This is a genomic window from Acidovorax sp. 62 (genome assembly GCF_002754495.1).
In the GTDB taxonomy this organism is placed as follows: domain Bacteria; phylum Pseudomonadota; class Gammaproteobacteria; order Burkholderiales; family Burkholderiaceae_C; genus Acidovorax.
In genome coordinates, this window is record NZ_PEFJ01000001.1 from 1,797,572 (window position 1) to 1,819,040 (window position 21,469).

The window sequence follows — 21,469 nt, forward strand, 5'->3', positions numbered from 1 at the left end:
ACGCAACTCCCACTGGAGATTCAACGCATGCCAACCACGCCCACCCTGTCGCGCCGCTGCGCTCTGCATGCCATGGCCGCCCTGGCCCTGTGTGGCCCCCCTGCGGCGCAGGCCCATGACTTCCGCGCAGGTTCGCTGGTCATCGACCACCCCTACGCCACCCCCTCCCTGGCAGGCACGCCCAACGGCGCCGCCTACCTGCGTAGCATTCGCAACCGGGGCACAGCACCCGATCGGCTGGTGGGCGCCACCACGGCAGTGGCAGAACGTGTGGAACTCCACACTATGACCACCGAGGGCAACGTCATGCGCATGCGCGAGGTGCCCGCCATTGAGTTGCCCGCAGGGCAAGAAGTGCAGTTGCGCCATGGCCAGCAATACCACCTGATGCTGGTGAACCTGCGCCAACCCTTGATGGTGGGTGAGCGCTTTGACCTGACGCTGAAGTTTGAAAAGGCAGGGGAGGCCACCGTGAAAGTGTGGGTGCAACAACCTCGCGCTGGCGCCACACCAACGAACGGCGGGCACGCCCACTGACCTGAAGCCGTGCGTTGGGCAAACGCCTGTCCGATGCTCCCGTGCGAAAAGCCCAAGTCGATGCGCGACAGGCTTCGCACGCATCGGGCGTCGGGCGACGGTGCAAGGGACTTCGGCACATGGGCTCGTGCGCACCAACATCGCACAGCCCAACGCCGCCCCGCCCATACGAAGTGGCCCAGGTTTTTTATATTTGTGCCAAAGCGTCCAAAGCACGGCACACAGGGCCAGCGCCCCGCATACTCAGGCTTACCACTTCAAGGAACCGAGATGAGCCTGGTGATTCGCGACGCGTCGCCCAGTGAAAAACGAGGCAACGCCATGGCGGCGGCCCTGGCCAAAGAGCAGTTGGAGTACGCGATTCAGATCGTTCAGAACGTTCGCCCCCAAAGCGCGGGGGATGGGGCCTTGATCGGCGCGGTCATGCAGGCCATTGCCATGAACTACGCGGCAGTGCCACAGCCCAATCGTTAGAGCGCCCTGTACTGCTCGCATGCGCAGCAACGGGCGTTGATGGGCTAAACGGTTTTCACGCCCTTCTTCTCCAGCGCAGCAAACGCCGTGGTCAGCGCGGCAAACTCCTTGGCGCTCACGGCCCCGTCACCTTTGCCATTGCTGGGGCTGGCACCGCCGCCGTTGCCTGCGCCGTCCATCACCTGCATCAACGCTTGAGACAGCTCACTGCCCGCTTTGGAGCCCTGCGTATTGGCCAGCCCTTGCAAAAATTCATCGCGTGAAATGGATCCGTCTTTGTTGGCATCCAGACCGGTGGCCAGTTGTTCTTTCTGTGCCTCGGTGGCCCCAAACTGGGTGAGCAGCGATTGAAAATCTTGCTTGGAGACAGAGCCCCCCTGGCCCGAGCCCTGCGCGCCCCCCGCCCCTGTGGCGGCCGTAGCAACCGCCTGCGCGCTTAGCGTCAGCGCCTTGCCCGCAGCGCCCGCCAGCGCCTGGGCCTGTGGGCTGAGGTGCACCACCGAAGCGGGGCCCGCCTCTGCAGTATCCGCAGGCCGTCGCGCAGCGGGCGCTTTGCCTGCATTGCTGGACGATGCGTTGAAAATCATGGAGGCCACGGAGGCCAAGCCAGAAATAAGGGGGGACATTGCGGTGTGCTCCTGTGGGGCGACAATGCCAGTGCCTAGTTCCAACCAAGGCCACAGCTTCGCCCAATGCCCCCGAGCGTACGCAAGGGCAGGCCAGGCAATGGCCCGAAAACACCGCGCTTTGCGCCCTACTTCAGCACATAGCTGGCCAGCACCGCCTGCACTTCGTAAATGCTGAGCCGCTTGTTGAACTGCTTTTGGAACGGGGTGGCGCTGCCAGAGATCCAGATCTTCAACTCTGCATCCAGATCGAAAGTGCCCCCGGTCTCAATGCTGAAATGGGTGATGCTCTTGTACGGCAGCGAGTGGTACTCGACCTTGCTGCCCGTCATGCCCTGCTTGTCCACCAGCACCAGCCGTTTGTTGGTGAACACAAAGTAGTCGCGAATGAGCTGGTAGGCATGTTCCACCACTTCGCCCGGCGCCAGCACCTTGGCAAATTCCTGCTGAATCTGCTGCGCATCGATCTTGGAGGCGTTGCCCATGACGGCGTCTAACAATCCCATGTGTTTTCTCCTGGGGCAAACTGCTTGAATGGTTGGACGGGAATGAACGGGGCCTGCATGGCCTGGGCTAGTCAAGGCCAGGGGGTCAGCACCTCGTGCCCCGTTCCGGTCACCGCCACCATGTGCTCCCACTGGGCAGACAGCGATCGGTCGCGCGTCACCACGGTCCAGCCGTCGGCCAGCTCCTGGGTGTCGCGCTTGCCTGCGTTGATCATGGGCTCGATGGTGAAGACCATGCCGGGCTCCAGCACCAGCCCCTGGCCGCGCTGGCCGTAGTGCAGCACCTGCGGCTCTTCGTGGTAGGTCTTGCCAATGCCGTGGCCGCAATACTCGCGCACCACGCTAAAGCGCTCGCGGTGCGCCACCGTCTGGATGGCGTGGCCCACATCGCCCAGAGTGGCCCCGGGCTTGACCTGGGCAATGCCTGCCTGCATGGCCTCCAGCGTCGTGTCCACCAGGCGGCGCGCCAGCGGGCTCACGGCGCCCACCAGGTACATGCGACTGGTGTCGCCATACCAGCCGTCCTTGATCACGGCCACGTCGATGTTCAGGATGTCCCCCTCGCGCAGCACCTGCCCCGGCGCGGGGATGCCGTGGCACACGACATGGTTGAGCGAGGTGCACACCGTCTTCGGAAACCCCAGGTAGCCCACATTCGCGGGCACCGCCTTTTGCACGTTGACGATGTAGTCATGGCACAGGCGGTCCAGCGCCTCGGTGCTCACGCCGGGGCGCACATGCTCGGCAATCATGTGCAGCACATCGGCCGCCATGCGCCCTGCGGCGCGGGCCATGGCAATGTCTGCGGGGGATTTGATGAGGTGGGGTTTCTTCAGCACAAAGCTTTGGGCACTGCAGCGGCAGTGCCGTGGATGGAAAAGCGGTGATGGTATGCGCTTGGCTCGGCCATCCCAAGGGCTTTTTGGATTTCGGGGGCCCCCCAGTGTCGGAAAACCCTGACCCGCATGCGCGCGCACCACCTGCAAGCGCGACTGGCGTCGGCCCCAACAATCCATTTACCGCAACACAACGCACAGGCCGCCATGTCACTCTCACTCATTCTTTTGATCGTCCTCATCCTCATTCTGGTGGGGGCATTGCCCACCTGGGGCCATAGCCGGGCATGGGGCTACGGGCCCAGCGGAGGCGTCGGGCTGGTGGTGCTGATCCTGATCGTGCTGCTGCTGACGGGCAGGATTTAGGACATAGACACACGGGGTGCACCCGTGAGCACCCCATCCTCACGACCGGGGTGTAACGCCCGGTAGCAACAGGGGTTTGCTTGCAACAGCCGTCTCCCGCAAAAACGCCCAGGTCACCTGCATGCGCGCCAGGTGTTTGGCTTCAGACGGCATGCTCATCCAAAAGGTGCGGGTGAATCGCGCCTCTTCAGGCAGCACGCGCGCCAGCACCGGGTCGCGGTCGGCCAAAAACGCGGGCAGCACCGCCAGCCCCGCGCCAGCGCGCACCGCCTCGTATTGCGCGGTGATGCTGGTGCTGCGAAAGGCAAACCGCTCGGGCGGGTACAGCGCGTCCAAAAACTGCAGCTCCTTGGTGAACAGCAGGTCGTCCACATAGCTCACAAACGCATGGTGGCGCAGATCCTCGCGGCACGACACCAAAGGTTTGCGCGCCAGGTATTCGCGCTGGCCATAGAGGTAAAGCGCGTAGTACGACAAGCGGCTCACGATCACCGACCCGCGCGTGGGCCGCTCTAGCGATATGACGATGTCCGCCTCGCGCCGCGACAAATGCAGCATGCGCGGCAAAGCCAGCAGGTCGATCGACAGGTGCGGGTGCTTGCGGGTGAGGTGTGCGAGCTGCGGCGCCAAAATCAAGGTGCCAAAGCCCTCGGTGGCCCCCACCCTCACTAGGCCCGAGGGGCCTTCGTGCGACGCCGGGGCCGCGCGCTCGGCCCCCAGCACCGCCGATTCCATCGACTCCACCGCAGGCAACAGCTGCCGCCCGGCTTCCGTCAAACGATGGCCGCCCGCCTCACGGGCAAACAGGGCCACGCCCATCTGCTTTTCCAGGGCCTGGATGCGGCGCGACACGGTGGTGTGCTCCACCGAAAGGCGCCGCGCCGCGCCCGCCAAAGTGCCCAGGCGGGCCAATTCCAAAAAATAGCGCAGGTTGTCCCAGTCCATCCCAAGTCCTTTCATCCACAGCGCTGACCGAGCTGCAAGCGTTCCGCAATGCACAGCGCACGAGGTACATCTGTTTGCGGAGCCATCGATGTGCAAATTTGCAGATCAAAAGTGCATTCATTCGTATTGTCTTGCAAATTTTGCACAGATACGATGCACCCGTTGCGCTTGGAACCGGACGCCTGGAGCCGGAAAGCGCCCCACGCGATCACCCTTTGAGGAGACACACCATGAACGCCCCCACTTCCACCGCCGTACTGGCCCCCACCGTCAAGCTGCTGATTGGCGGCAAGTTTGTCGAATCCCAAACCACGCAGTGGCGCAACGTGGTCAACCCCGCCACGCAAGAGGTGCTGGCCCGCGTGCCGTTTGCCACGCCCGAAGAAATCAACGCCGCCGTGGCCTCGGGCAAGGAAGCCTTCAAGACCTGGAAGAAAACCCCCATCGGCACCCGCGCCCGCATCTTCCTGAAGCTGCAGCAACTCATCCGCGAAAACATGGCCGAGCTGGCCGCGCTGCTGACGGCCGAGCAAGGCAAGACGTTGCCCGATGCCGAAGGCGACGTGTTCCGCGGCCTGGAAGTGGTGGAGCACGCCGCTGGCATTGGCAACCTGCAACTGGGTGAGCTGGCCAACAACGTGGCCAATGGCGTGGACACCTACACCGTGATGCAGCCGCTGGGTGTGTGTGCGGGCATCACGCCGTTCAACTTTCCGGCCATGATTCCGCTGTGGATGTTCCCCATGGCCATTGCCACGGGCAACACGTTTGTGCTCAAGCCCTCTGAGCAAGACCCCATGGTGACCATGCGCCTGTGCGAGCTGGCGCTCGAAGCGGGCATCCCGCCCGGCGTGCTGAACGTGGTGCATGGCGGCGAAGACGCCGTGAACGCCATTTGCGACCACCCCGATATCAAGGCCATCAGCTTCGTCGGATCGACCAAGGTGGGCACGCATGTGTACAACCGCGCCAGCCTCAACGGCAAACGCGTGCAGTGCATGATGGGTGCGAAAAACCACGCCATCGTGGTGCCCGATGCCAACAAGGAACAAACCCTGAACGCCCTGGCCGGTGCCGCCTTTGGCGCCGCAGGCCAGCGCTGCATGGCGCTGTCGGTGGTCATTCTGGTGGGCGAATCGCAAAAGTGGATTCCCGATCTGGTGGCCAAGGCCCAAACGCTCAAGGTGAGCGGCGGCACCGAAAAGGGCACCGACGTGGGCCCCGTCATCTCGTGCGCCGCCCGCGACCGCGTGGTGAGCCTGATCGAGCGCGGCATTGCCGACGGTGCCACCCTGGAGCTGGACGGCCGCAACCCCAGCGTGCCCGGCTACGAAAAGGGCAACTTTGTCGGCCCCACCATCTTCAGCGGCGTCAAGCCCGGCATGTCCATCTACGACCAGGAGATTTTTGGCCCCGTGCTGTGCCTGGCCGCTGCCGACACGCTGGACAAAGCCATCGAGTTCATCAACGCCAACCCCAACGGCAACGGCACCGCCATCTTCACCCAAAGCGGCGCGGCGGCGCGCAAGTTCCAGGAAGAGATCGACGTGGGCCAGGTCGGCATCAACGTGCCGATCCCTGTGCCCGTGCCGATCTTCTCGTTCACCGGCTCGCGCGCGTCCAAGCTGGGCGACCTGGGCCCCTACGGCAAGCAAGTGGTGATGTTCTACACCCAGACCAAGACCGTGACGGCACGCTGGTTTGACGACAGCACCGTGAGCCAGGGTGTCAACACCACGATCAGCTTGAAGTAACGGTTGCCAAGGGCTTGGTGCGTGCGATGGGCCCCGCCCCCCGTTCACGCTGAGCGTGTCGAAACGCAGTGCAAGGCTTCGACAGGCTCAGCCCGAACGGTGGGGGGTGCCCTTGGGCTCCATTCACCGTTCAGCCTGAGCTTTTCGAGGGCCCTCAAAGCCATGCGTTGGCAGTGTTAAAACCAGGCCATGCAATGCAATCACACATCGACGAAAGTGGCCCCCTGGCCTGCAACAGCCCTGCTGCTCAGCGCAGCCCTGCTCACCAGCCCCCACGCCCATGCCCAGGCCGGGGCCGCCTGCAAACCCACGGGCACCGTGGCAGAGGTCAATGCCTGCGCCGTGCAAGAGTTTCAAGCGGCAGACACCACCTTGCAAATCCTGTACGAAGACGTGATGCGTGCCCTGTCTGCCCACGAACGCCCGCAACTCCGGCAGGAACATTCCGCCTGGGTGCGCGAGCGCACGGTGCAATGCAAGCGCGAGACCCAAGCCACCGAAACCCAGCCCGAAGGCCCGCGCCTGTACCACCAGTGCCTGACGCGCAAGACGCAAGAGCGGCGCAAAGGCCTGATGCGCTGGCTGAGCAACGACAGCCCGGCCAAGCCGTGATGACTTACCAAGCACCAGCCCACACCGTTCGGGCTGAGCCTGTCGAAGCCAGGGCGCAAGGCTGGCAAGCCCTTCGACAAGCTCAGGGCGAACGGGGTGGACTGATCCAACCACGCGTTCTCCTGCACCTGTTAAGGCTGAGCCTGTCGAAGCCCCGCACAGCGCTTGCACAGACCGAATCCGCCCCCCAGCGCCACACCACAAAACAAGAGACAACGCCATGGACTTTGAGCTGACCGAAGAACAACGCGCCTTTGCCCAAACGGCCCGCGACTTTGCCCTGGCCGAATTCGCCCCGCACGCCGCAGAGTGGGACGCCGAGGGCATCTTCCCCAAAGAGGCCATCGCCAAGGCGGGCGAGCTGGGCTTTTGCGGCCTGTACGCGCCCGAGAACGCAGGTGGCCTCGCCCTGCCCCGGCTGGACGCCACGCTGGTGTTTGAAGAAATGGCGGCGGTAGACCCCAGCACCACCGCCTTCATCACCATCCACAACATGGCCACCTGGATGCTGGGCACCTGGGCCACACCCGCCGTGCGCGACCACTGGGGCCCGCTGCTCACCACCGGGCAAAAGCTCGCCAGCTACTGCCTGACCGAGCCCGGCGCAGGCTCCGACGCCGCCTCACTCAAGACCCGGGCCGAGCTGGTCGGGCACGAATACATCATCAACGGCAGCAAGGCCTTCATCAGCGGCGCAGGCGCGACCGATGTGCTGGTGCTGATGGCGCGCACAGGCGATGCAGCATCCGGCGCCAGCGGCATCAGCGCCTTTGCCGTGCCAGCCGATGCACCCGGCATCACCTACGGCAAAAAGGAACACAAGATGGGCTGGAACAGCCAGCCCACCCGCACCATCAGCTTTGACAACGTGCGCATCCCCGCCGACCACCTGCTGGGCCGCGAGGGCGAAGGCTTCAAGATCGCCATGAAAGGGCTGGACGGCGGGCGCATCAACATCGCCACCTGCTCCGTGGGCGCAGCGCAAGGCGCGCTCAACGCCGCCCAGCAATATATGCAAGACCGCAAGCAGTTCGGCAAGCCCATCGCCAGCTTTCAGGCCCTGCAGTTCAAGCTGGCCGACATGGCCACCGAGCTGGTCGCCGCCCGCCAGATGGTGCGCCTGGCTGCCAGCAAGCTTGACGCAGGGGCCCGCGACGCATCTACCTACTGCGCAATGGCCAAGCGCTTTGCCACCGATGCAGGCTTTACCGTGGTGAACGAGGCCCTGCAACTGCACGGCGGCTACGGCTACATCCGCGAATACCCGCTGGAGCGCCTGCTGCGCGACGCCCGCGTGCACCAGATTCTGGAAGGCACGAACGAAATCATGCGCGTCATCATCGCCCGGCGCATGCTGGATGGGGATGCTACGGAGGTGATTCGGTAACCCGTAAAAATACAGCTCCATGACACACAGTCCCGCTCCCAAAACTGACTTTCCACGCCTTGAGGAGAGCACCCTGCCGCGATGCCCCGCTTGCCAATCGGAACACCTGCAAGCAGGACACATCCACATGGGCGAAGGCGGTGGTGAATTTATCCCAGCGGGATACAAGTGGAAGCTCTTTCGGGTCTCACATGGAGTGGCAGTGCAGTCGAGCAAGTTCCATATGTGCAAGACATGCGGCTTACTCTTTAGCCACGAAGATCCGCGCGCGCTGAAAGCGTATATCGACCGCTACGCGAAAAGTGAGTAGCCCATGCCAGCCCGCCCCCTCTCCGACGAAGCCCTGCACCTGATCGATGCCCTGCGCACGGCCCTGGCGCAGCGCAGCGATGTGGACGAGCGCACCATGTTCGGCTGCTACTGCTTCTTTGTAGACGGCAAGCTGTGCGCGGGCGTGAAGGGCGAGGAGCTGCTGGTGCGCTTGCCGCCCGAGCGGCATGGCGAGTTTCAAGAGATGCAGAACACCCGCGAACTCTCGCCCGGCGGAGGGATGCAGGGCTACTTTTGGGTGGAGCCCAACGGCTACGCCACGCGGGCGCAGTGGAGCTTTTGGCTGACCGAGGCCTTGGCCTACAACCCACTGGCCAAGGCATCGCCGCGCAAGAAGAAGGCAAGCACCGCCCCGGCTGCGGCCAAAAAGGCACCTGCCAACCAAAGCAGCAGCCCCAACGCCAAGCCCAAGAAACCAGCCGCCCCCAAGAAGCACAGCATCTTCGAAGCCGACGACTGATCCGCCCAACCACCACCCACCCGGAGCCCCACCACCATGCCCCTGCGCATCGTCCGCCTTGGCACCCCACGCGCCGCCGACGAAGGCACGCGCATCGGCACCGTGCGCCGCCCACCGCGTGGCGTGCCCAAGGCCGAGTTCGCCAGCCGCGACTACTACGACGTGTGGTACCCCCTGCTCTCACCCAGCGCCGACCTGATGGCCCAAGGCCAGAAGGTGCCCAGCGGCACCGATGGCGACAAGGCGTGGGAGGCCTTTGTGAAGCAGTTTCGCAAAGAGCTGGCCCAGCCCGAAGCTAGCCGCACACTGGATTTGCTGGCCGCCCTCTCGCACCACAGCGCCCTGTCGCTGGGCTGCTACTGCGAAGACGAGGCGCGCTGCCACCGCTCGGTGCTACGGGCCGAGCTGCACAGCCGTGGGGCAGACATCAGCCCCTAGATTTAAAGCCTTTTTGGCCTCTAGGGCTTGATTAATAAGCGCTAGCAGCTATCAATTTCATACCAAACCCATTCACTACTGCTACAACACCAAGGAGACACACACCATGAAAATCGCATTCATCGGCCTGGGCAACATGGGCGGCCCCATGGCACACAACCTGCACAAGGCAGGCCACGAAGTGCAGGCGTTTGACCTCTCCCAACCCGCCCGCGACAAGCTGGCCGCAGACGGCGTGCCCATCGCCGCCGACGCCAAAGCCGCCGTGCAAGGGGCCGAAGTGGTCATCAGCATGCTGCCCGCCAGCCAGCATGTGGAAGGCTTGTTCTTAGGCGCGGGCGATCTGCTGGCCCAGTTGCCCGCAGGCACGCTGGTGATTGACTGCTCCACCATCGCAGCCGCCACATCCCGCAAAGTGGCCGAGGCCGCCAAAGCCAAGGGAGTGGCCTTTATCGACGCACCCGTGTCGGGCGGCACCGGCGGTGCCATTGCAGGCACCCTCACCTTCATGGTGGGTGGCGACGCGGCTGACCTGGAGCGTGCTCGCCCCGTTCTCGAAAAAATGGGCGCCAACATCTTCCACGCAGGCAGCGTGGGCGCAGGCCAGACGGCCAAGATCTGCAACAACATGCTGCTGGGCATCTTGATGGCGGGCACCAGCGAAGCCATTGCCCTGGGCGTAGCCAACGGCCTGGACCCCAAGGTGCTGAGCGAAATCATGCGCCGCAGCTCGGGCGGCAACTGGGCGCTGGAGAAGTACAACCCCTACCCCGGCGTGATGGAAACCGCGCCTGCCAGCAAGGGCTATGCGGGGGGGTTTGGGACGGACCTGATGCTCAAGGACCTGGGGCTGGCGCAAGAGAACGCGATGGCAGTAAAGGCCGCCACGCCGCTGGGGGGCATGGCGCGCAATTTGTATGCGGTGCACAGCCTGGCGGGGCATGGGGGGCTGGATTTTTCCAGCATTATTAAGATGGTGCAAAAAGGTAATTAAGTGCACCTACCACGATAAAAAAATGCCAGCACTTGCTGGCTTTTTTTAATTTGAACGTTTAATAAAACCATTTAAAACTGGGAGTGAAGTCTGTGTTTTTGATAAGCCGGTAACAAAGATTTAGATGCTGAGAGCAGCTCTAAGTGGTGGAGCGTTTCGATCTGAACCTGTATCTGTCGCACGGTATGGAGCGTTTGAAGTTAGGGACGGCCGGATCCGTAGGCGTAGGGAATCCAAAGTGCTGTTTTTGGTAGTCGCCATCCACGGAACGGCTAGTCGGCATTCGCCACCTCTTTGATAAGTTCCGTTCCAATTTGTAGCGCCGCTTCCAGTAAGTCTTCTACCTCATGCGGAGAAACCCAAAGATCAGTCCCGATCGGAAGAGTGTCTCCAGTGCTATTAAGGTACTGTTGGTCAACAATTCCTCGTCGATGAACGATTAGGTTGCGTTTCTGACAGAGAGTCCACAGCCGAGCATCTCGGAGTTTCTCTCCTAAATTAGTAGCGACTGGAAAGAGTGCACCATATGCATCACGGATTGCTGGCACATTCGTGAGATCCGCTTTAGATATAAGAAACGCTCCTAGATTTCGCGATAAGTCATACCCATAGGATGCCAAGGTTTGCCAGTCAACTCGCTCGACAGAAAATCGTTTGCGATTCGATTGTTCAGACAGTAGTCGTTCAGCTAATGCCGGATAGCGATTAAGAAGATAGATAAAACAATCGCGTGTAAGCACCTCGACTGCGCTCCAGACCAGTACGACACCTTGGCGCGTAAGCTCTCTTGCGGCTGAAAGCGACTCCGATTCGTTTTGAAGAGCGTGAAGACGATTTAATACATCGTCTGCAATGATCTCCTTTCCTTCGCCTTTGAGGTACTCCGAGAGTCTTTCCCGTGCAATCTTGAGCGCAGCGGGTTCGCGTTCAGATTCCTGCTCAATTCCCCGAGCGCGTATGCGCTCGGCCATCAGAAACCGTTGCCAATGCAGGCTGTGAATCTCGGAGTAGGTGTAGTTAAAAGGAATACTTAGTGTTCGAACGACACCATGAAGATTGTCAAAAAATGCCAAGGATATTTCGCGAAGATCATCTGGCAAGGTCGGAGCGAGATCTGATAACGATTTCGCGTTCTCAGCAAAGTCGCTTGGTATAAAAAAAACCGTGCGCACGACGCTTGCTATGTTCGGAGAGGCGCTTGTCATGTGGGCTAACGTGATGTGTTCCGCAAAACCTACGAAATAAAATTGGGACCGCGAGATATTCGGGACACGGATTCCTCCGAAAAGTGGCTCTCATCCAGAGTTTGCAGGCGTTTTACTGTAGAAAGGCTCAGGTATAAAAATCCTCCGAAGCTCGGTGACGCCAACTGAACAAACTATAGCTTGTGGAAATGCGGAGCCGTGACGTCGGCGCTTCTCCGCGCCAGCAGCGCGCCAATCCACCTCCCACACTTGAGTATGATTCGCATCCCCTCATGCTGCGCCGCACCATCCCCGCCCTGCCCCTCCACATCGTGCTTTTGCTGGTGGCGTTGTTCAACGCCCTGGCAGGTGTGCCCCTGCACGAGGCGCGGCATATTCGCGAGGCGGTACGCAGCGTACAGAAGGCCCCGGCAGCGGCCAATGGTGTGGAGGCTTATGCCGCTGACGAAGCCCGCATCGATGCAGCCAGTGGCGAGCAAGACAAGGAAGAAACACACGCCACCTGCGCCTGGTGCCTGACCCATGCGCTAGATGCCGGGCTGACCCACGCAGTAGCCAGCCTGCCGCCACCGTTCACCGAACCCAGCAATGCCCTGCCGCAAGGCGCGGCCCCCTTCACGGCCCAGCGGGTGCGCTGGCCGTTTGCAGCCAGAGATCCTCCGCCAGCCCAGCGGGCCTGACACACGTCGGGCCTGAGGGAGCCTTTGAGCGAATCACCGCTTGATTCGTCCATAGCCCCCTAGCCAGCTTTTGCCATTCGGCACAACCCCTTTTTTGTGGATAGCCATGCATTCACCCCGCCGGGGTGCGTGCGGGCATGCGGCTGTGTGCGCCCTGAATGGGCGACGTGCGCCGCTGTCCCTGGCTTTCGCATTCATTGCTTTTGGACTGGTTTGCCATGCGTTCTTCTTTGGTTTCTTTTTCTCGCCCCTCTACCCCACCCTCGCTGCCGCGCCCTACGTTGACGGCTTTGGCGGTTGCCGCTTTTTTTGCATCGCTGCCCGCCGCCTGGGCGGCTGAGGGCGATGTGATCACCCCACCCACCCTCTCCGCCGTGGACGTGGTGGGCCGCAGTGCATCGGGCACCTATTACGCTGACGAGGCCGAGGGGGCCAAGACCAGCCTGCCGCTGCGAGAGCTGCCGCAGTCGGTGCGCGTAATGTCGCGCCAGACGCTGGACGACCTGGGCGCTACGCGGCTGGATGATGTGCTGGACTATGTGGGCGGTGTCTCGCGCCAAAACAACTTTGGCGGGCTGTGGGACAACATCGCCATTCGGGGCCTGCCGGGCAACGAGAACACGGGCATGGCGACGCTGCTCAACGGGTTTTCGTCCAACCGGGGCTTTAACGCGCCGCGTGACCTGGCGGGCGTGGAGCGCATTGAGTTTTTGAAAGGCCCTGCCGCTGCGCTGTATGGCAGCAGCGAGCCCGGCGGCACGCTCAACATCGTGAGCAAGAAGCCGCTGTGGAAGGCCGCGCATTCGGTCGAAGCCTACGCAGGCAGCCACGGCCTGGGCCGTGCGGCGCTGGACACCACGGGCCCCATCTCTGACAACCTGGCCTACCGCCTGAACGTGGCGGTGGAAGACAAGGGCAGCTTTCGCGACCAAGTCAGCGCGCAGCGCCAGGTGGTGGCCCCGGCCTTTACCTGGAAGCTGTCGCCCAACACGGTGCTCGAATACACGTCTGAATACCTGCGCCACGCCACGCCGCTGGACCGGGGTGTGGTGGCGGTGAACAACCAACTGGGCGCGGTGCCTGTGAGCCGCTTTTTGGGCGAACCCGCCGATGGCGATGTGACGGTGACCAACCAGACGCACCAGCTGGTGCTGTCGCACGAATGGAATGCCGACTGGCGCAGCCGCACGGGCCTGTCGTACCGCGAGACGGGGCTGAAGGGCTTTTCGACCGAGGCCAGCGCCTTGCAGGCCGATGGCCGCACCCTGCGACGCCAGCGCCGTTACCGCGACTTTCAGTCGGACGACGTAGCGCTGCAGGCCGAGCTGCAAGGCACGGTGCGCGCGGGCGGGCTGGAGCAAGAGGTGCTGGTGGGCGTAGAGAGCTACCGCTTTCACATGGATTCGCTGATGCTGCGCGCCAACCCCAGCGCCAGCGCGCCCTACGCCATCGACATCTTCAACCCCGTGTACGGCCAGACGCAGCCCACACCAGGCCGCAACACCGACACGCGTGAGAAGCAGCGCAACACCGCACTGTATGTGCAAGACACCGTGAAGCTGGGCGAGCAGTGGCGCGTGATGGCCGGGCTGCGGGCCGACAACTACGACCAGAGCCTGCAAAACCGCCTGAATGCGACGACCACCGTGCAAACCCCCTCGGCGGTGTCGCCCCGCCTGGGCGTGAGCTGGCTGCCCAGCGCGGGGTGGACGGTGTATGCCAACGCGGGCAAGTCCTTCCGCCCCAACACGGGCAGTGATGCGGCTGGCAATGCCTTTACCCCCGAAAAAGCCCGTGCATTTGAACTGGGCGCCAAGTGGGAAAGCGCCGACCAGCGCCTGGGCGCCACAGCCGCGCTGTTTGACATTACCAAGCGCAATGTGCTGACCAGCGACCCGCTGAACGCGGGCTTCTCGGCCGCCGCAGGCGAGGTGCGCAGCCGGGGGCTGGAGCTGGACGTGGCCGGCCGCCTGAGCGCGAACTGGCGCCTGAACGCCAGCCTGGTGTTCAACGACGTGGAAATCACCCGCGACAACACGCTGGAAGTGGGCGGGCGGCTGCTGAACGTGCCCAAGGTGAACGGCAGCGTGCTGGCCGTGTACGAAGACGCCTTGGCCAACGGCCAGCGCTGGGGCCTGGGCGGTGGCGTGACCTACATGGGCAAGCGCCTGGGCCAGGCCCGCACGCAGGCCGAGGCCAATGCAGGCACTGCCGCGTTCGACCTGCCCAGCTACACCACGGCCAAGCTGCTGGCCTATTGGCGCCTGAGCCCCACGGTGAACCTGACGCTGGACGTGGACAACCTGTTCGACAAGGTGCACTACACCAGCTCGTACAGCCGCGTGTGGGTAACGCCTGGGGCGCTGCGCACCGTGACGGTGGGGCTGCAGGCCAAGTTCTGACGCTGGCTCTGGCCATCAAGCACTGCAGCCACGCCATGCCCGCTAGCGTTCCATCGTCCGTTGAAACCATGCGTGCCCGAGCCACCGTTCGGGCTGAGCCTGTCGAAGCCAGAGCACAGGCCGTGCAGGCCCTTCGACAAGCTCAGGCGGAACGGATGGGGGATGGGCCGGGCACGCCAAACCATGCGCCACCAACCACCGTTCGGGCTGAGCCCGTCGAAGCCAGGGCACAGGCCGTGCAGGGCCTTCGACAGGCTCAGGCAGAACGGATGGGGGATGGGCAGGGCACGGACAAAGTACCGTCGCACGCCACCCAACCTCTCTCAAACACAAACCAGGAGATTTTTTTGAAACACGGCTTCAAGCCCGCCCCGCCACCGCAGGGCTGCACACGCCGCGCCGCGCTGCAAACGGCCAGCGCCTGCATCACCGCAGGCGCGGCCCCCTGGGCGCAGGCACAGGGCATTGCCCCGCCGCCGGCCACCTTGCAAATCGTGGGCCCGTGGGAGTTCACCAGCCTCTCGCCCGCCAGCAGCGGCTTCATGCTGCTGAACCTGCAGGTGTGCGAAACCCTGCTGGGCGCCAGCGACAACGGCCGCCCGCAGCCCGCGCTGGCCGAGCGCTGGCAGGTGTCTGCCGATGGGCTGGCCTGGCAGTTCACGCTGCGGCCCGGTGCGCGCTTTCACAACGGCAACCGGGTCACCGCGCAGGCCGTGGTGCAAAGCCTGCAACGCGCCCAAAAGGCGCCCGCCTTGCTCAGCAACGCGCCCATCACCGCCATCACCGCCGAGGGGGATGGCGCACTGCGCATTCGCCTGGCCCGCCCGCACAACGCCCTGGCCGCCCAGTTGGCGCACTACAGCACGCTGGTGCTGGCGCCCGAGAGCTATGGCGCAGACGGCAAGGTGCAGCGCATCATTGGCAGCGGCCCCTATCGCATCGCCAAGCTGGTGCCGCCCCAGCAGGTGGAGACCGAGGCGTTTGACGACTATGACCGCCCCGCCTCCACGCCCGCCCCTGCGATACGCAGCGTGGCCTACCTGGCCGCTGGCCGCGCCGAAACGCGGGCGCTGATGGTGGAAGGCGGCCAGGCCCACCTGGCCTATGGGCTGGACCCGGCCAGCCTGCGGCGGCTCAAGCGCCATGCCAAGGTGGGCATCACATCGGTCACGCTGCCGCGCACCGTCATCGTCAAGCTCAATGCCACGCTGCCCGGCCTGCAAGACGTGCGCGTGCGCCAGGCGCTGAGCCTGAGCATTGACCGTGCAGGCATTGCCCAGGCCCTGATGGGCGACGAAGCCCTGGCCGCCACGCAGCTGCTGCCCCCCACGCTGGCCGACTGGCACCACCCCGCCCTGCCCCCGCTGCAGCATGACCCCGAAGCTGCCCAGCGCCTGCTGCGCGAAGCGGGCTGGCAGCGCCACACCGACGGCCTGCGCGGGCCGGACGGGCAGCCGCTGACCTTGGCGATACGCACCTTTTTAGACCGGCCCGAACTGCCCCTGGTGGCCACCGCGCTGCAAGAGCAGTGGCGCCTGGCGGGCATTGCCGTGAAGGTGCAGATCGGCAACTCGGGCGACATCCCCATGGGCCACCGCGACGGCACGCTGCAGTTGGCCCTGGCTGCACGCAACTACACCAATGTGCCCGACCCGGCGGGCACGCTGGCGGGCGATTTTTCTGCCCAAGGCGGCGACTGGGGCGCCATGGGCTGGCACAGCGATGCCGTGGTGCAGGCCCTGGCCGAGCTGATGCGCAGCACGCCCGATGCGCGCCGTGCGCAGGCGCTGCGCGCCACCGTCACGCAGGTGCTGCAAGACGAACTACCCGTCATCCCCATCGCCTGGTACCGCCAGCACGTGGCCGTGAACCGCCGCCTGCAAGGCGTGTCGCTGGACCCGCTGGAGCGCAGCTACCGGCTCACTGAGATGCATTGGAGCAACGCATGAATCTTTCCCTTCGCAACCCCTGGCTGCACATGCTGGGGCGGCGCGGTCTGCAGGTGGTGGCGCTGGCGCTCATCATCGGCACGCTGTGCTTTTTCATGGTGCGCGCACTACCGGGCGACCTGGCCATGCGCGTGGCCGCCAGCCGCTATGGGCTGGACCTGGTCAGCGGCGCGGCGGCCGATGCCGTGCGCGCCGAGCTGGGGCTGAACCAGAGCGCCCTGCAAGGCCTGCTGGGCTGGTGGAGCGACATGGCCACGCTGAACCTGGGCCAGTCGCTCATCACCCAGCGCCCCGTGTGGGTGGAGGTGGCCCACCACCTGGGCGCCACGCTGCGCCTGTCTGCCGCAGCGCTGGCGGTGGCCCTGGCCATGGGCGTGCCCCTGGGCCTGTGGGCAGGCCTGCGCCCCGGGGGGGTGGCCGACCGCGCCAGTTGGGCGCTGGCCGTGGTGCTGCGTGGCACGCCGCCGTTTTTGCTGTCGGTGCTGCTGATGCTGCTGGTGGCGGTGCACTGGGGCTTTTTGCCCGTGGCGGGCGACGACGACAGCGCCAGCCTGGTGCTGCCTGCGCTGGCGCTGGGCCTGGGCCTGGGTGCAGGCCTTGCCCGCGTCACGCGCAGTGCCATGCAAGAGGTGGCCCAATCGCCCGCATTTGAATTTGCCCGCACCAAGGGGCTGAGCGACCTGCAAGCCGTGCTGCGCCACGGCCTGCGCGCCGCCGCGGTGCCCGTGGTGGCCTACCTGGGCGTGCAGACGCTGTTTTTGGTGGAAGGCGCGCTGGTGGTAGAGACGCTGTTTGCCTGGCCCGGTATTGGCCATGCGCTTGTGCACGCCATCTTTGGGCGCGACATCCCCGTGGTGCAAGGCGCGGCGCTGGCGATGGCGCTGCTGTTTGTGGTGTTCAACCTGCTGCTCGATGCAGCCTGCGTGGCGCTGGACCCACGCCAACAACGGGGGGTGGCCGCATGACCGCACCGCACACAATGACGACCACCCTTGCGGAGGTGGCTGCGGCCACACCGCCACTGTCACAGCCCTCCATGGGCAGAGCAAAACCCGCTGCTTCGTGGCAGCAACGCACGGGCCTGGTGCTGATTGGGCTGCTGGCCCTGTGGGCGCTGCTGGGCCCCTGGCTGGTGGGCGCCAGCCCCATTGAGCAGAACCTGCGCAACCAGCTGGCCACGCCCGGCGCAGCGCACTGGCTGGGCACGGATGTGCTGGGCCGCTCGTGGCTGGCGCGGCTGGCGCATGCCACGCAGCTCTCATTAGGCATGGCGCTGCTGGCGGCCTTGAGTGCGGCCGTGCCCGGCACCCTGCTGGGCGTGCTGGCCGCGTGGCGCGGTGGGCGCACCGAGCGGGTGCTGCTCATGCTGGCCGATGCGGTGCTGGCCATTCCTGGCCTGCTGCTGGTGCTGCTGATTGCGGCGCTGGCCCCGGGCCAGTTGTGGGCGCTGTATGTGGGCATGGCCACTGCGCTGTGGGTCGAATACTTTCGCGTGTGCCGGGCCATGGCGCGGCCTGTGCTGGCGGGCGATGCGGTGCAGGCATCGCGCCTGCTGGGCTTTGGCCGGGCCTACGTCCTGCGCCGCCACCTGCTGCCCGCGCTGGCGCCCACGCTGGGCACGCTGCTGGCCTTTACCACCGCGCAGGCGGTGCTGGCGCTGGCCGCGCTGGGCTTTGTGGGCGTGGGGGCGCAGGCCCCTACGGCCGAGCTAGGCCTGATGATCACCGAGGCCATGCCTTATTACGAAGAAGCGCCCTGGCTGATTGCCGCCCCCACTGCCGTGCTGCTGTGGCTGGTGGCCGCCATGATGCTCATCCAACCCGAGCGGGAGGCCGCATGACCCAAGCAATCCACGCAACCCAACCAACCCATGCCACCACCGCCCTGCTGGTGGTGGACAACCTGGCCATCCATGTGGGCGACCGCGCCCTGCTGCAGGGCATTTCGTTCAGGCTGCATGCTGGCGAGGCGCTGAGCCTGGTGGGCGAAAGCGGCGCGGGCAAGTCGCTGCTGGCCCAGGCCATCATGGGCAACCTGCCGCCTGCACTGCGGGCATCGGGCACCATCACCATCGACGGCGTGACGACGCGTGCCGAAGACGCCAGCGCCCGCCGCGCCCTGTGGGGCCGCAAGCTGGCCCTGCTGCCGCAGGAGCCGTCGGTGGCCCTCAACCCCTTTCAGCGCGTGGCGCCGCAACTGGCCGAGGTCTACACCCTGCTGCACGCGCAGCCGCCTGCCGATGCCGCTGAACGTGCGCAGCAAGAGCTGGCCCGCGCTGGCCTGGGCCAGGCCACAGGGCACTACCCCTGGCAACTGTCAGGCGGCATGGCGCAACGGGCGGTGGCCGCCATCACCCTGGCGGGCGGCGCCCCGGTGCTGATGGTGGACGAGCCCACCAAAGGCCTCGACAACCACTGGCGCGACCGCACGGTAGCGCTGTTTCGTGGCGTGCTGCAGGCGGGCGGCTGCCTGCTGGCCATCACCCACGACATGGCCGTGGCGCAAGCGCTGGGGGGCCAGGTCATCGTGCTGCGGCACGGGCAGGCGGTGGAGCAAGGCCGCATCGACGAGGTGGCCGCGCAGCCCGCGCACCCCTTCACCCGCCAGTTGATGGATGCCGACCCGGCCCGCTGGCTGCCGTTTGCCGCGCCGCAGGTGGGCGAGAGCGTGGTGCAGGCGCAGGGTATCTCCAAAGCCTATGGCGCGCAGCAACTGTTTGCGCCCATGGACCTGCACATTCACAGCGGCGAGCGCGTGGCCGTACAAGGCCCCAGCGGCACAGGCAAGAGCACGCTGGGCAATGTGCTGCTGGGCCTGCTGCGGCCCGACACGGGCCGCGTGGCCCGCAATGCAGGCCTGCGCCCGCATGCGTTTCAAAAGCTGTACCAGGACCCGGTGGGCTCGTTTGCCCAGCACATCAGCCTGGCCCAGTCGCTGCGAGACGCCGCCCGGCTGCACCGCTGCGACTGGAAGGCCGTGCAGCGGCGGCTGGAGCAGCTGCGCGTGCCCGAAAGTTTGCTGGAGCGCAAGCCCGAGCAAGTGTCGGGCGGCGAGCTGCAGCGCATTGCCCTGGCCCGCGTGCTGGTGGCGCAGCCTGCGCTGCTGTTTGCCGACGAGCCCACCTCGCGCCTGGACCCGATCACGCAGCAAGAAGCGATGCACATCCTGCTGAGCGCCACCCAAGAGACCGGTGCCGCGCTGATGCTGGTGACCCATGACGAACACTTGGCGGCTGCGGTGGCGACACGGAGAATTGGGCTCAAAGCGGAGCCACAGGCTGGCCACTGATTGCTATCAATAAAATAGCTGCTTGCGCTTACCCATCAAGCGCTAGATGGCGAAAATCCTGATTAGCGACCTGCCTCAGACGCCTTCTCGTCCCCACCCGTTCGGGCTGAGCTTGTCGAAGCCTTGCACGCACGCGGCAAGCCCTGGCTTCGACGGGCTCAGCCCGAACGGATGCAGGGGTATCTGGCAAGTTGCTAATCAGGCGAAAAAGACAAAAGCCTCCTGCAATCACAGATTGCAGGAGGCTTTTTGCCGGGGCGCTTGTTGTGCGGTGGCTGACTCTGTTCAAACCAGCCGCCCACACCTCACATCTGGTCGATCATCACCTGACCAAAGCCCGAGCAGCTCACCTGCGTGGCGCCGTCCATCAGGCGGGCAAAGTCATACGTCACCTTCTTGCTGCCAATGGCTTTTTCCAGCGACTTCAGGATGAGGTCGGCCGCTTCCTTCCAGCCCATGTGGCGCAGCATCATCTCGGCCGAGAGGATTTCGGAGCCGGGGTTCACATAGTCCTTGCCCGCGTACTTGGGCGCGGTGCCGTGGGTGGCTTCAAAGCAGGCGACCGAGTCGGACATGTTGGCGCCCGGCGCAATGCCGATGCCGCCCACCTGCGCGGCCAGTGCGTCGGAGATGTAGTCGCCGTTGAGGTTGAGCGTGGCCACCACCGAGTACTCGGCGGGGCGCAGCAAAATCTGCTGCAGGAAGGCATCGGCAATGCTGTCCTTGATGGTGATTTCCTTGCCCGTGTTGGGGTTGGCAAACTTGCACCATGGGCCGCCGTCGATCAGCTCGGCGCCAAACTCCTTTTGCGCCAGGGCGTAGGCCCAGTCGCGGAAGCCCCCTTCGGTGTACTTCATGATGTTGCCCTTGTGCACGATGGTCACGTTGGGCTTGTTGTGGTCGATGGCGTACTGGATGGCCTTGCGCACCAGGCGCTCCGTGCCCTCACGCGAGACGGGCTTGATGCCGATGCCCGAGGTGTTGGGGAAGCGGATCTTGGTGGCGCCCAGCTCGTTCTGCAAGAACTGGATGAGCTTCTTGGCCTTGTCGGATTCGGCGGGGAATTCAATGCCTGCGTAGATGTCTTCCGAGTTCTCGCGGAAGATGACCATGTTGGTCTTCTCGGGCTCTTTGAGGGGCGATGGCACGCCCTTGAAGTACTGCACGGGGCGCAGGCACACGTACAAGTCCAGCTCCTGGCGCAGGGCCACGTTCAGCGAGCGGATGCCGCCGCCCACGGGCGTGGTGAGCGGGCCCTTGATAGACACCACATAGTCGCGCACCGCCTGCAGGGTTTCGTCGGGCAGCCACACGTCGGGGCCATAGATGCGGGTGGCCTTCTCGCCTGCAAACACTTCCATCCACTGGATCTTGCGCTGACCGCCGTACGACTTGGCCACAGCAGCATCCACCACCTTGATCATCACGGGCGTGATGTCACGGCCCACGCCATCACCCTCGATGAACGGGATGATGGGCTGGTCGGGCACGTTCAGCGACATGTCGGCGTTGACGGTGATCTTCTGCCCCTCGGCAGGAACCTGGATGTGCTGGAAAGCGGTCATGTACGGAGGTCTCCGGTGAGGACTGAGTCGGGCTCAGCCAAGGATTGAGAGGGTGCCACCTGCGCGGCCCATTTTTCATTTTAGGCCCGTTCTCAGCGCCCCTTGGCAGGCCACG

22 protein-coding genes are annotated in these 21,469 nt (G+C 64.6%); 15 read left to right on the forward strand and 7 right to left on the reverse strand.

The features are described 5' to 3' along the window. Positions 1–27 precede the first annotated feature (27 nt). Together CLU86_RS08005 and CLU86_RS08010 are read left to right on the forward strand one after the other, a co-directional pair. Complete coding sequence (locus CLU86_RS08005; protein ID WP_233194880.1) at positions 28–537, forward strand: copper chaperone PCu(A)C; 510 nt, start codon at positions 28–30, stop codon at positions 535–537. A gap of 270 nt (positions 538–807) precedes the next feature. After that, on the forward strand, positions 808–1,011 hold the full coding sequence (locus CLU86_RS08010) for a hypothetical protein (RefSeq protein ID WP_099655589.1): 204 nt from the start codon (positions 808–810) through the stop codon (positions 1,009–1,011). Between the two features lie 44 nt (positions 1,012–1,055). Here CLU86_RS08010 and CLU86_RS08015 read toward each other — a convergent pair whose 3' ends face one another. From CLU86_RS08015 to map, 3 genes are all read right to left on the reverse strand, one after another. Further along, positions 1,056–1,637 carry an EF-hand domain-containing protein gene (locus CLU86_RS08015; RefSeq protein ID WP_099741242.1) on the reverse strand — a complete coding sequence of 194 codons (582 nt, stop codon included), beginning with the start codon at positions 1,635–1,637 and terminating at the stop codon, positions 1,056–1,058. Positions 1,638–1,765: 128 nt separating this feature from the next. Further along, the gene (locus CLU86_RS08020) at positions 1,766–2,143 is read right to left on the reverse strand and encodes a PH domain-containing protein (RefSeq protein WP_099655591.1); all 378 of its coding nucleotides are present in this window, start codon (positions 2,141–2,143) and stop codon (positions 1,766–1,768) included. Between the two features lie 71 nt (positions 2,144–2,214). After that, positions 2,215–2,982, reverse strand: coding sequence for a type I methionyl aminopeptidase (map, locus tag CLU86_RS08025; protein ID WP_369803815.1), 768 nt, complete (start codon positions 2,980–2,982; stop codon positions 2,215–2,217). A gap of 204 nt (positions 2,983–3,186) precedes the next feature. Here map and CLU86_RS08030 point away from each other — a divergent pair, with 204 nt between their 5' ends. Further along, positions 3,187–3,345 carry a DUF3309 family protein gene (locus tag CLU86_RS08030; RefSeq protein ID WP_099741243.1) on the forward strand — a complete coding sequence of 53 codons (159 nt, stop codon included), beginning with the start codon at positions 3,187–3,189 and terminating at the stop codon, positions 3,343–3,345. A 39-nt stretch (positions 3,346–3,384) separates the two neighbouring features. On the opposite strand, the gene CLU86_RS08035 is transcribed toward CLU86_RS08030, so the two are convergent. Next, positions 3,385–4,290, reverse strand: a complete 906-nt coding sequence (locus CLU86_RS08035; RefSeq protein ID WP_099741244.1) for a LysR family transcriptional regulator — start codon at positions 4,288–4,290, stop codon at positions 3,385–3,387. Positions 4,291–4,520: 230 nt separating this feature from the next. Here CLU86_RS08035 and CLU86_RS08040 point away from each other — a divergent pair, with 230 nt between their 5' ends. The 6 genes from CLU86_RS08040 to mmsB all read left to right on the forward strand — a co-directional run bounded on the left by CLU86_RS08040 (position 4,521) and on the right by mmsB (position 10,265). Then, complete coding sequence (locus tag CLU86_RS08040) at positions 4,521–6,044, forward strand: CoA-acylating methylmalonate-semialdehyde dehydrogenase (RefSeq protein WP_099741245.1); 1,524 nt, start codon at positions 4,521–4,523, stop codon at positions 6,042–6,044. A 189-nt stretch (positions 6,045–6,233) separates the two neighbouring features. Further along, positions 6,234–6,656: a lysozyme inhibitor LprI family protein gene (locus CLU86_RS08045; RefSeq protein ID WP_099741246.1), complete on the forward strand. Its 423-nt coding sequence runs from the start codon at positions 6,234–6,236 to the stop codon at positions 6,654–6,656. A 220-nt stretch (positions 6,657–6,876) separates the two neighbouring features. Next, positions 6,877–8,043, forward strand: a complete 1,167-nt coding sequence (locus tag CLU86_RS08050) for an acyl-CoA dehydrogenase family protein (protein WP_099741247.1) — start codon at positions 6,877–6,879, stop codon at positions 8,041–8,043. A gap of 313 nt (positions 8,044–8,356) precedes the next feature. Then, a complete protein-coding gene (locus CLU86_RS08055) occupies positions 8,357–8,833 on the forward strand; it encodes a TfoX/Sxy family protein (RefSeq protein ID WP_099741248.1) in 477 nt (158 codons plus the stop codon). 36 nt (positions 8,834–8,869) lie between these two features. Further along, positions 8,870–9,271 (forward strand): DUF488 domain-containing protein, encoded by a 402-nt coding sequence (locus CLU86_RS08060; RefSeq protein ID WP_099741249.1) that lies wholly within the window; start codon positions 8,870–8,872, stop codon positions 9,269–9,271. Positions 9,272–9,341: 70 nt separating this feature from the next. Next, positions 9,342–10,265 (forward strand): 3-hydroxyisobutyrate dehydrogenase, encoded by a 924-nt coding sequence (gene mmsB, locus CLU86_RS08065; protein ID WP_255408885.1) that lies wholly within the window; start codon positions 9,342–9,344, stop codon positions 10,263–10,265. A 272-nt stretch (positions 10,266–10,537) separates the two neighbouring features. Here mmsB and CLU86_RS22600 read toward each other — a convergent pair whose 3' ends face one another. Further along, positions 10,538–11,470, reverse strand: coding sequence for a hypothetical protein (locus tag CLU86_RS22600; RefSeq protein WP_143226684.1), 933 nt, complete (start codon positions 11,468–11,470; stop codon positions 10,538–10,540). A gap of 272 nt (positions 11,471–11,742) precedes the next feature. Between CLU86_RS22600 and CLU86_RS08070 the strand changes: the two genes are divergently transcribed. Together CLU86_RS08070 and CLU86_RS08075 are read left to right on the forward strand one after the other, a co-directional pair. After that, a complete protein-coding gene (locus CLU86_RS08070; RefSeq protein ID WP_099741251.1) occupies positions 11,743–12,150 on the forward strand; it encodes a DUF2946 family protein in 408 nt (135 codons plus the stop codon). A 218-nt stretch (positions 12,151–12,368) separates the two neighbouring features. Further along, on the forward strand, positions 12,369–14,552 hold the full coding sequence (locus CLU86_RS08075; protein WP_099743432.1) for a TonB-dependent siderophore receptor: 2,184 nt from the start codon (positions 12,369–12,371) through the stop codon (positions 14,550–14,552). Here CLU86_RS08075 and CLU86_RS22900 read toward each other — a convergent pair. Then, positions 14,471–14,860 carry a hypothetical protein gene (locus tag CLU86_RS22900; protein WP_199175217.1) on the reverse strand — a complete coding sequence of 130 codons (390 nt, stop codon included), beginning with the start codon at positions 14,858–14,860 and terminating at the stop codon, positions 14,471–14,473. The two genes, CLU86_RS08075 and CLU86_RS22900, sit on opposite strands and share 82 nt — an antisense overlap. A gap of 39 nt (positions 14,861–14,899) precedes the next feature. Between CLU86_RS22900 and CLU86_RS08080 the strand changes: the two genes are divergently transcribed. From CLU86_RS08080 to CLU86_RS08095, 4 genes are all read left to right on the forward strand, one after another. Further along, positions 14,900–16,501 carry an ABC transporter substrate-binding protein gene (locus tag CLU86_RS08080; RefSeq protein ID WP_233194882.1) on the forward strand — a complete coding sequence of 534 codons (1,602 nt, stop codon included), beginning with the start codon at positions 14,900–14,902 and terminating at the stop codon, positions 16,499–16,501. Further along, positions 16,498–17,466 (forward strand): ABC transporter permease, encoded by a 969-nt coding sequence (locus CLU86_RS08085; RefSeq protein WP_099741253.1) that lies wholly within the window; start codon positions 16,498–16,500, stop codon positions 17,464–17,466. The genes CLU86_RS08080 and CLU86_RS08085 overlap by 4 nt, the downstream gene beginning before the upstream one ends. Positions 17,467–17,537: 71 nt before the next feature. Then, a complete protein-coding gene (locus CLU86_RS08090; protein WP_199175183.1) occupies positions 17,538–18,341 on the forward strand; it encodes an ABC transporter permease in 804 nt (267 codons plus the stop codon). Beyond that, entirely contained in the window at positions 18,338–19,789 is a 1,452-nt protein-coding gene (locus CLU86_RS08095) for an ABC transporter ATP-binding protein (RefSeq protein WP_099741255.1), read from the forward strand. The genes CLU86_RS08090 and CLU86_RS08095 overlap by 4 nt, the downstream gene beginning before the upstream one ends. Before the next feature lie 305 nt (positions 19,790–20,094). Here the strand turns inward: CLU86_RS08095 and icd are convergent, their stop codons facing one another. Then, positions 20,095–21,354 (reverse strand): NADP-dependent isocitrate dehydrogenase, encoded by a 1,260-nt coding sequence (gene icd / locus CLU86_RS08100; protein ID WP_099741256.1) that lies wholly within the window; start codon positions 21,352–21,354, stop codon positions 20,095–20,097. Between the last annotated feature and the right edge of the window lie 115 nt (positions 21,355–21,469).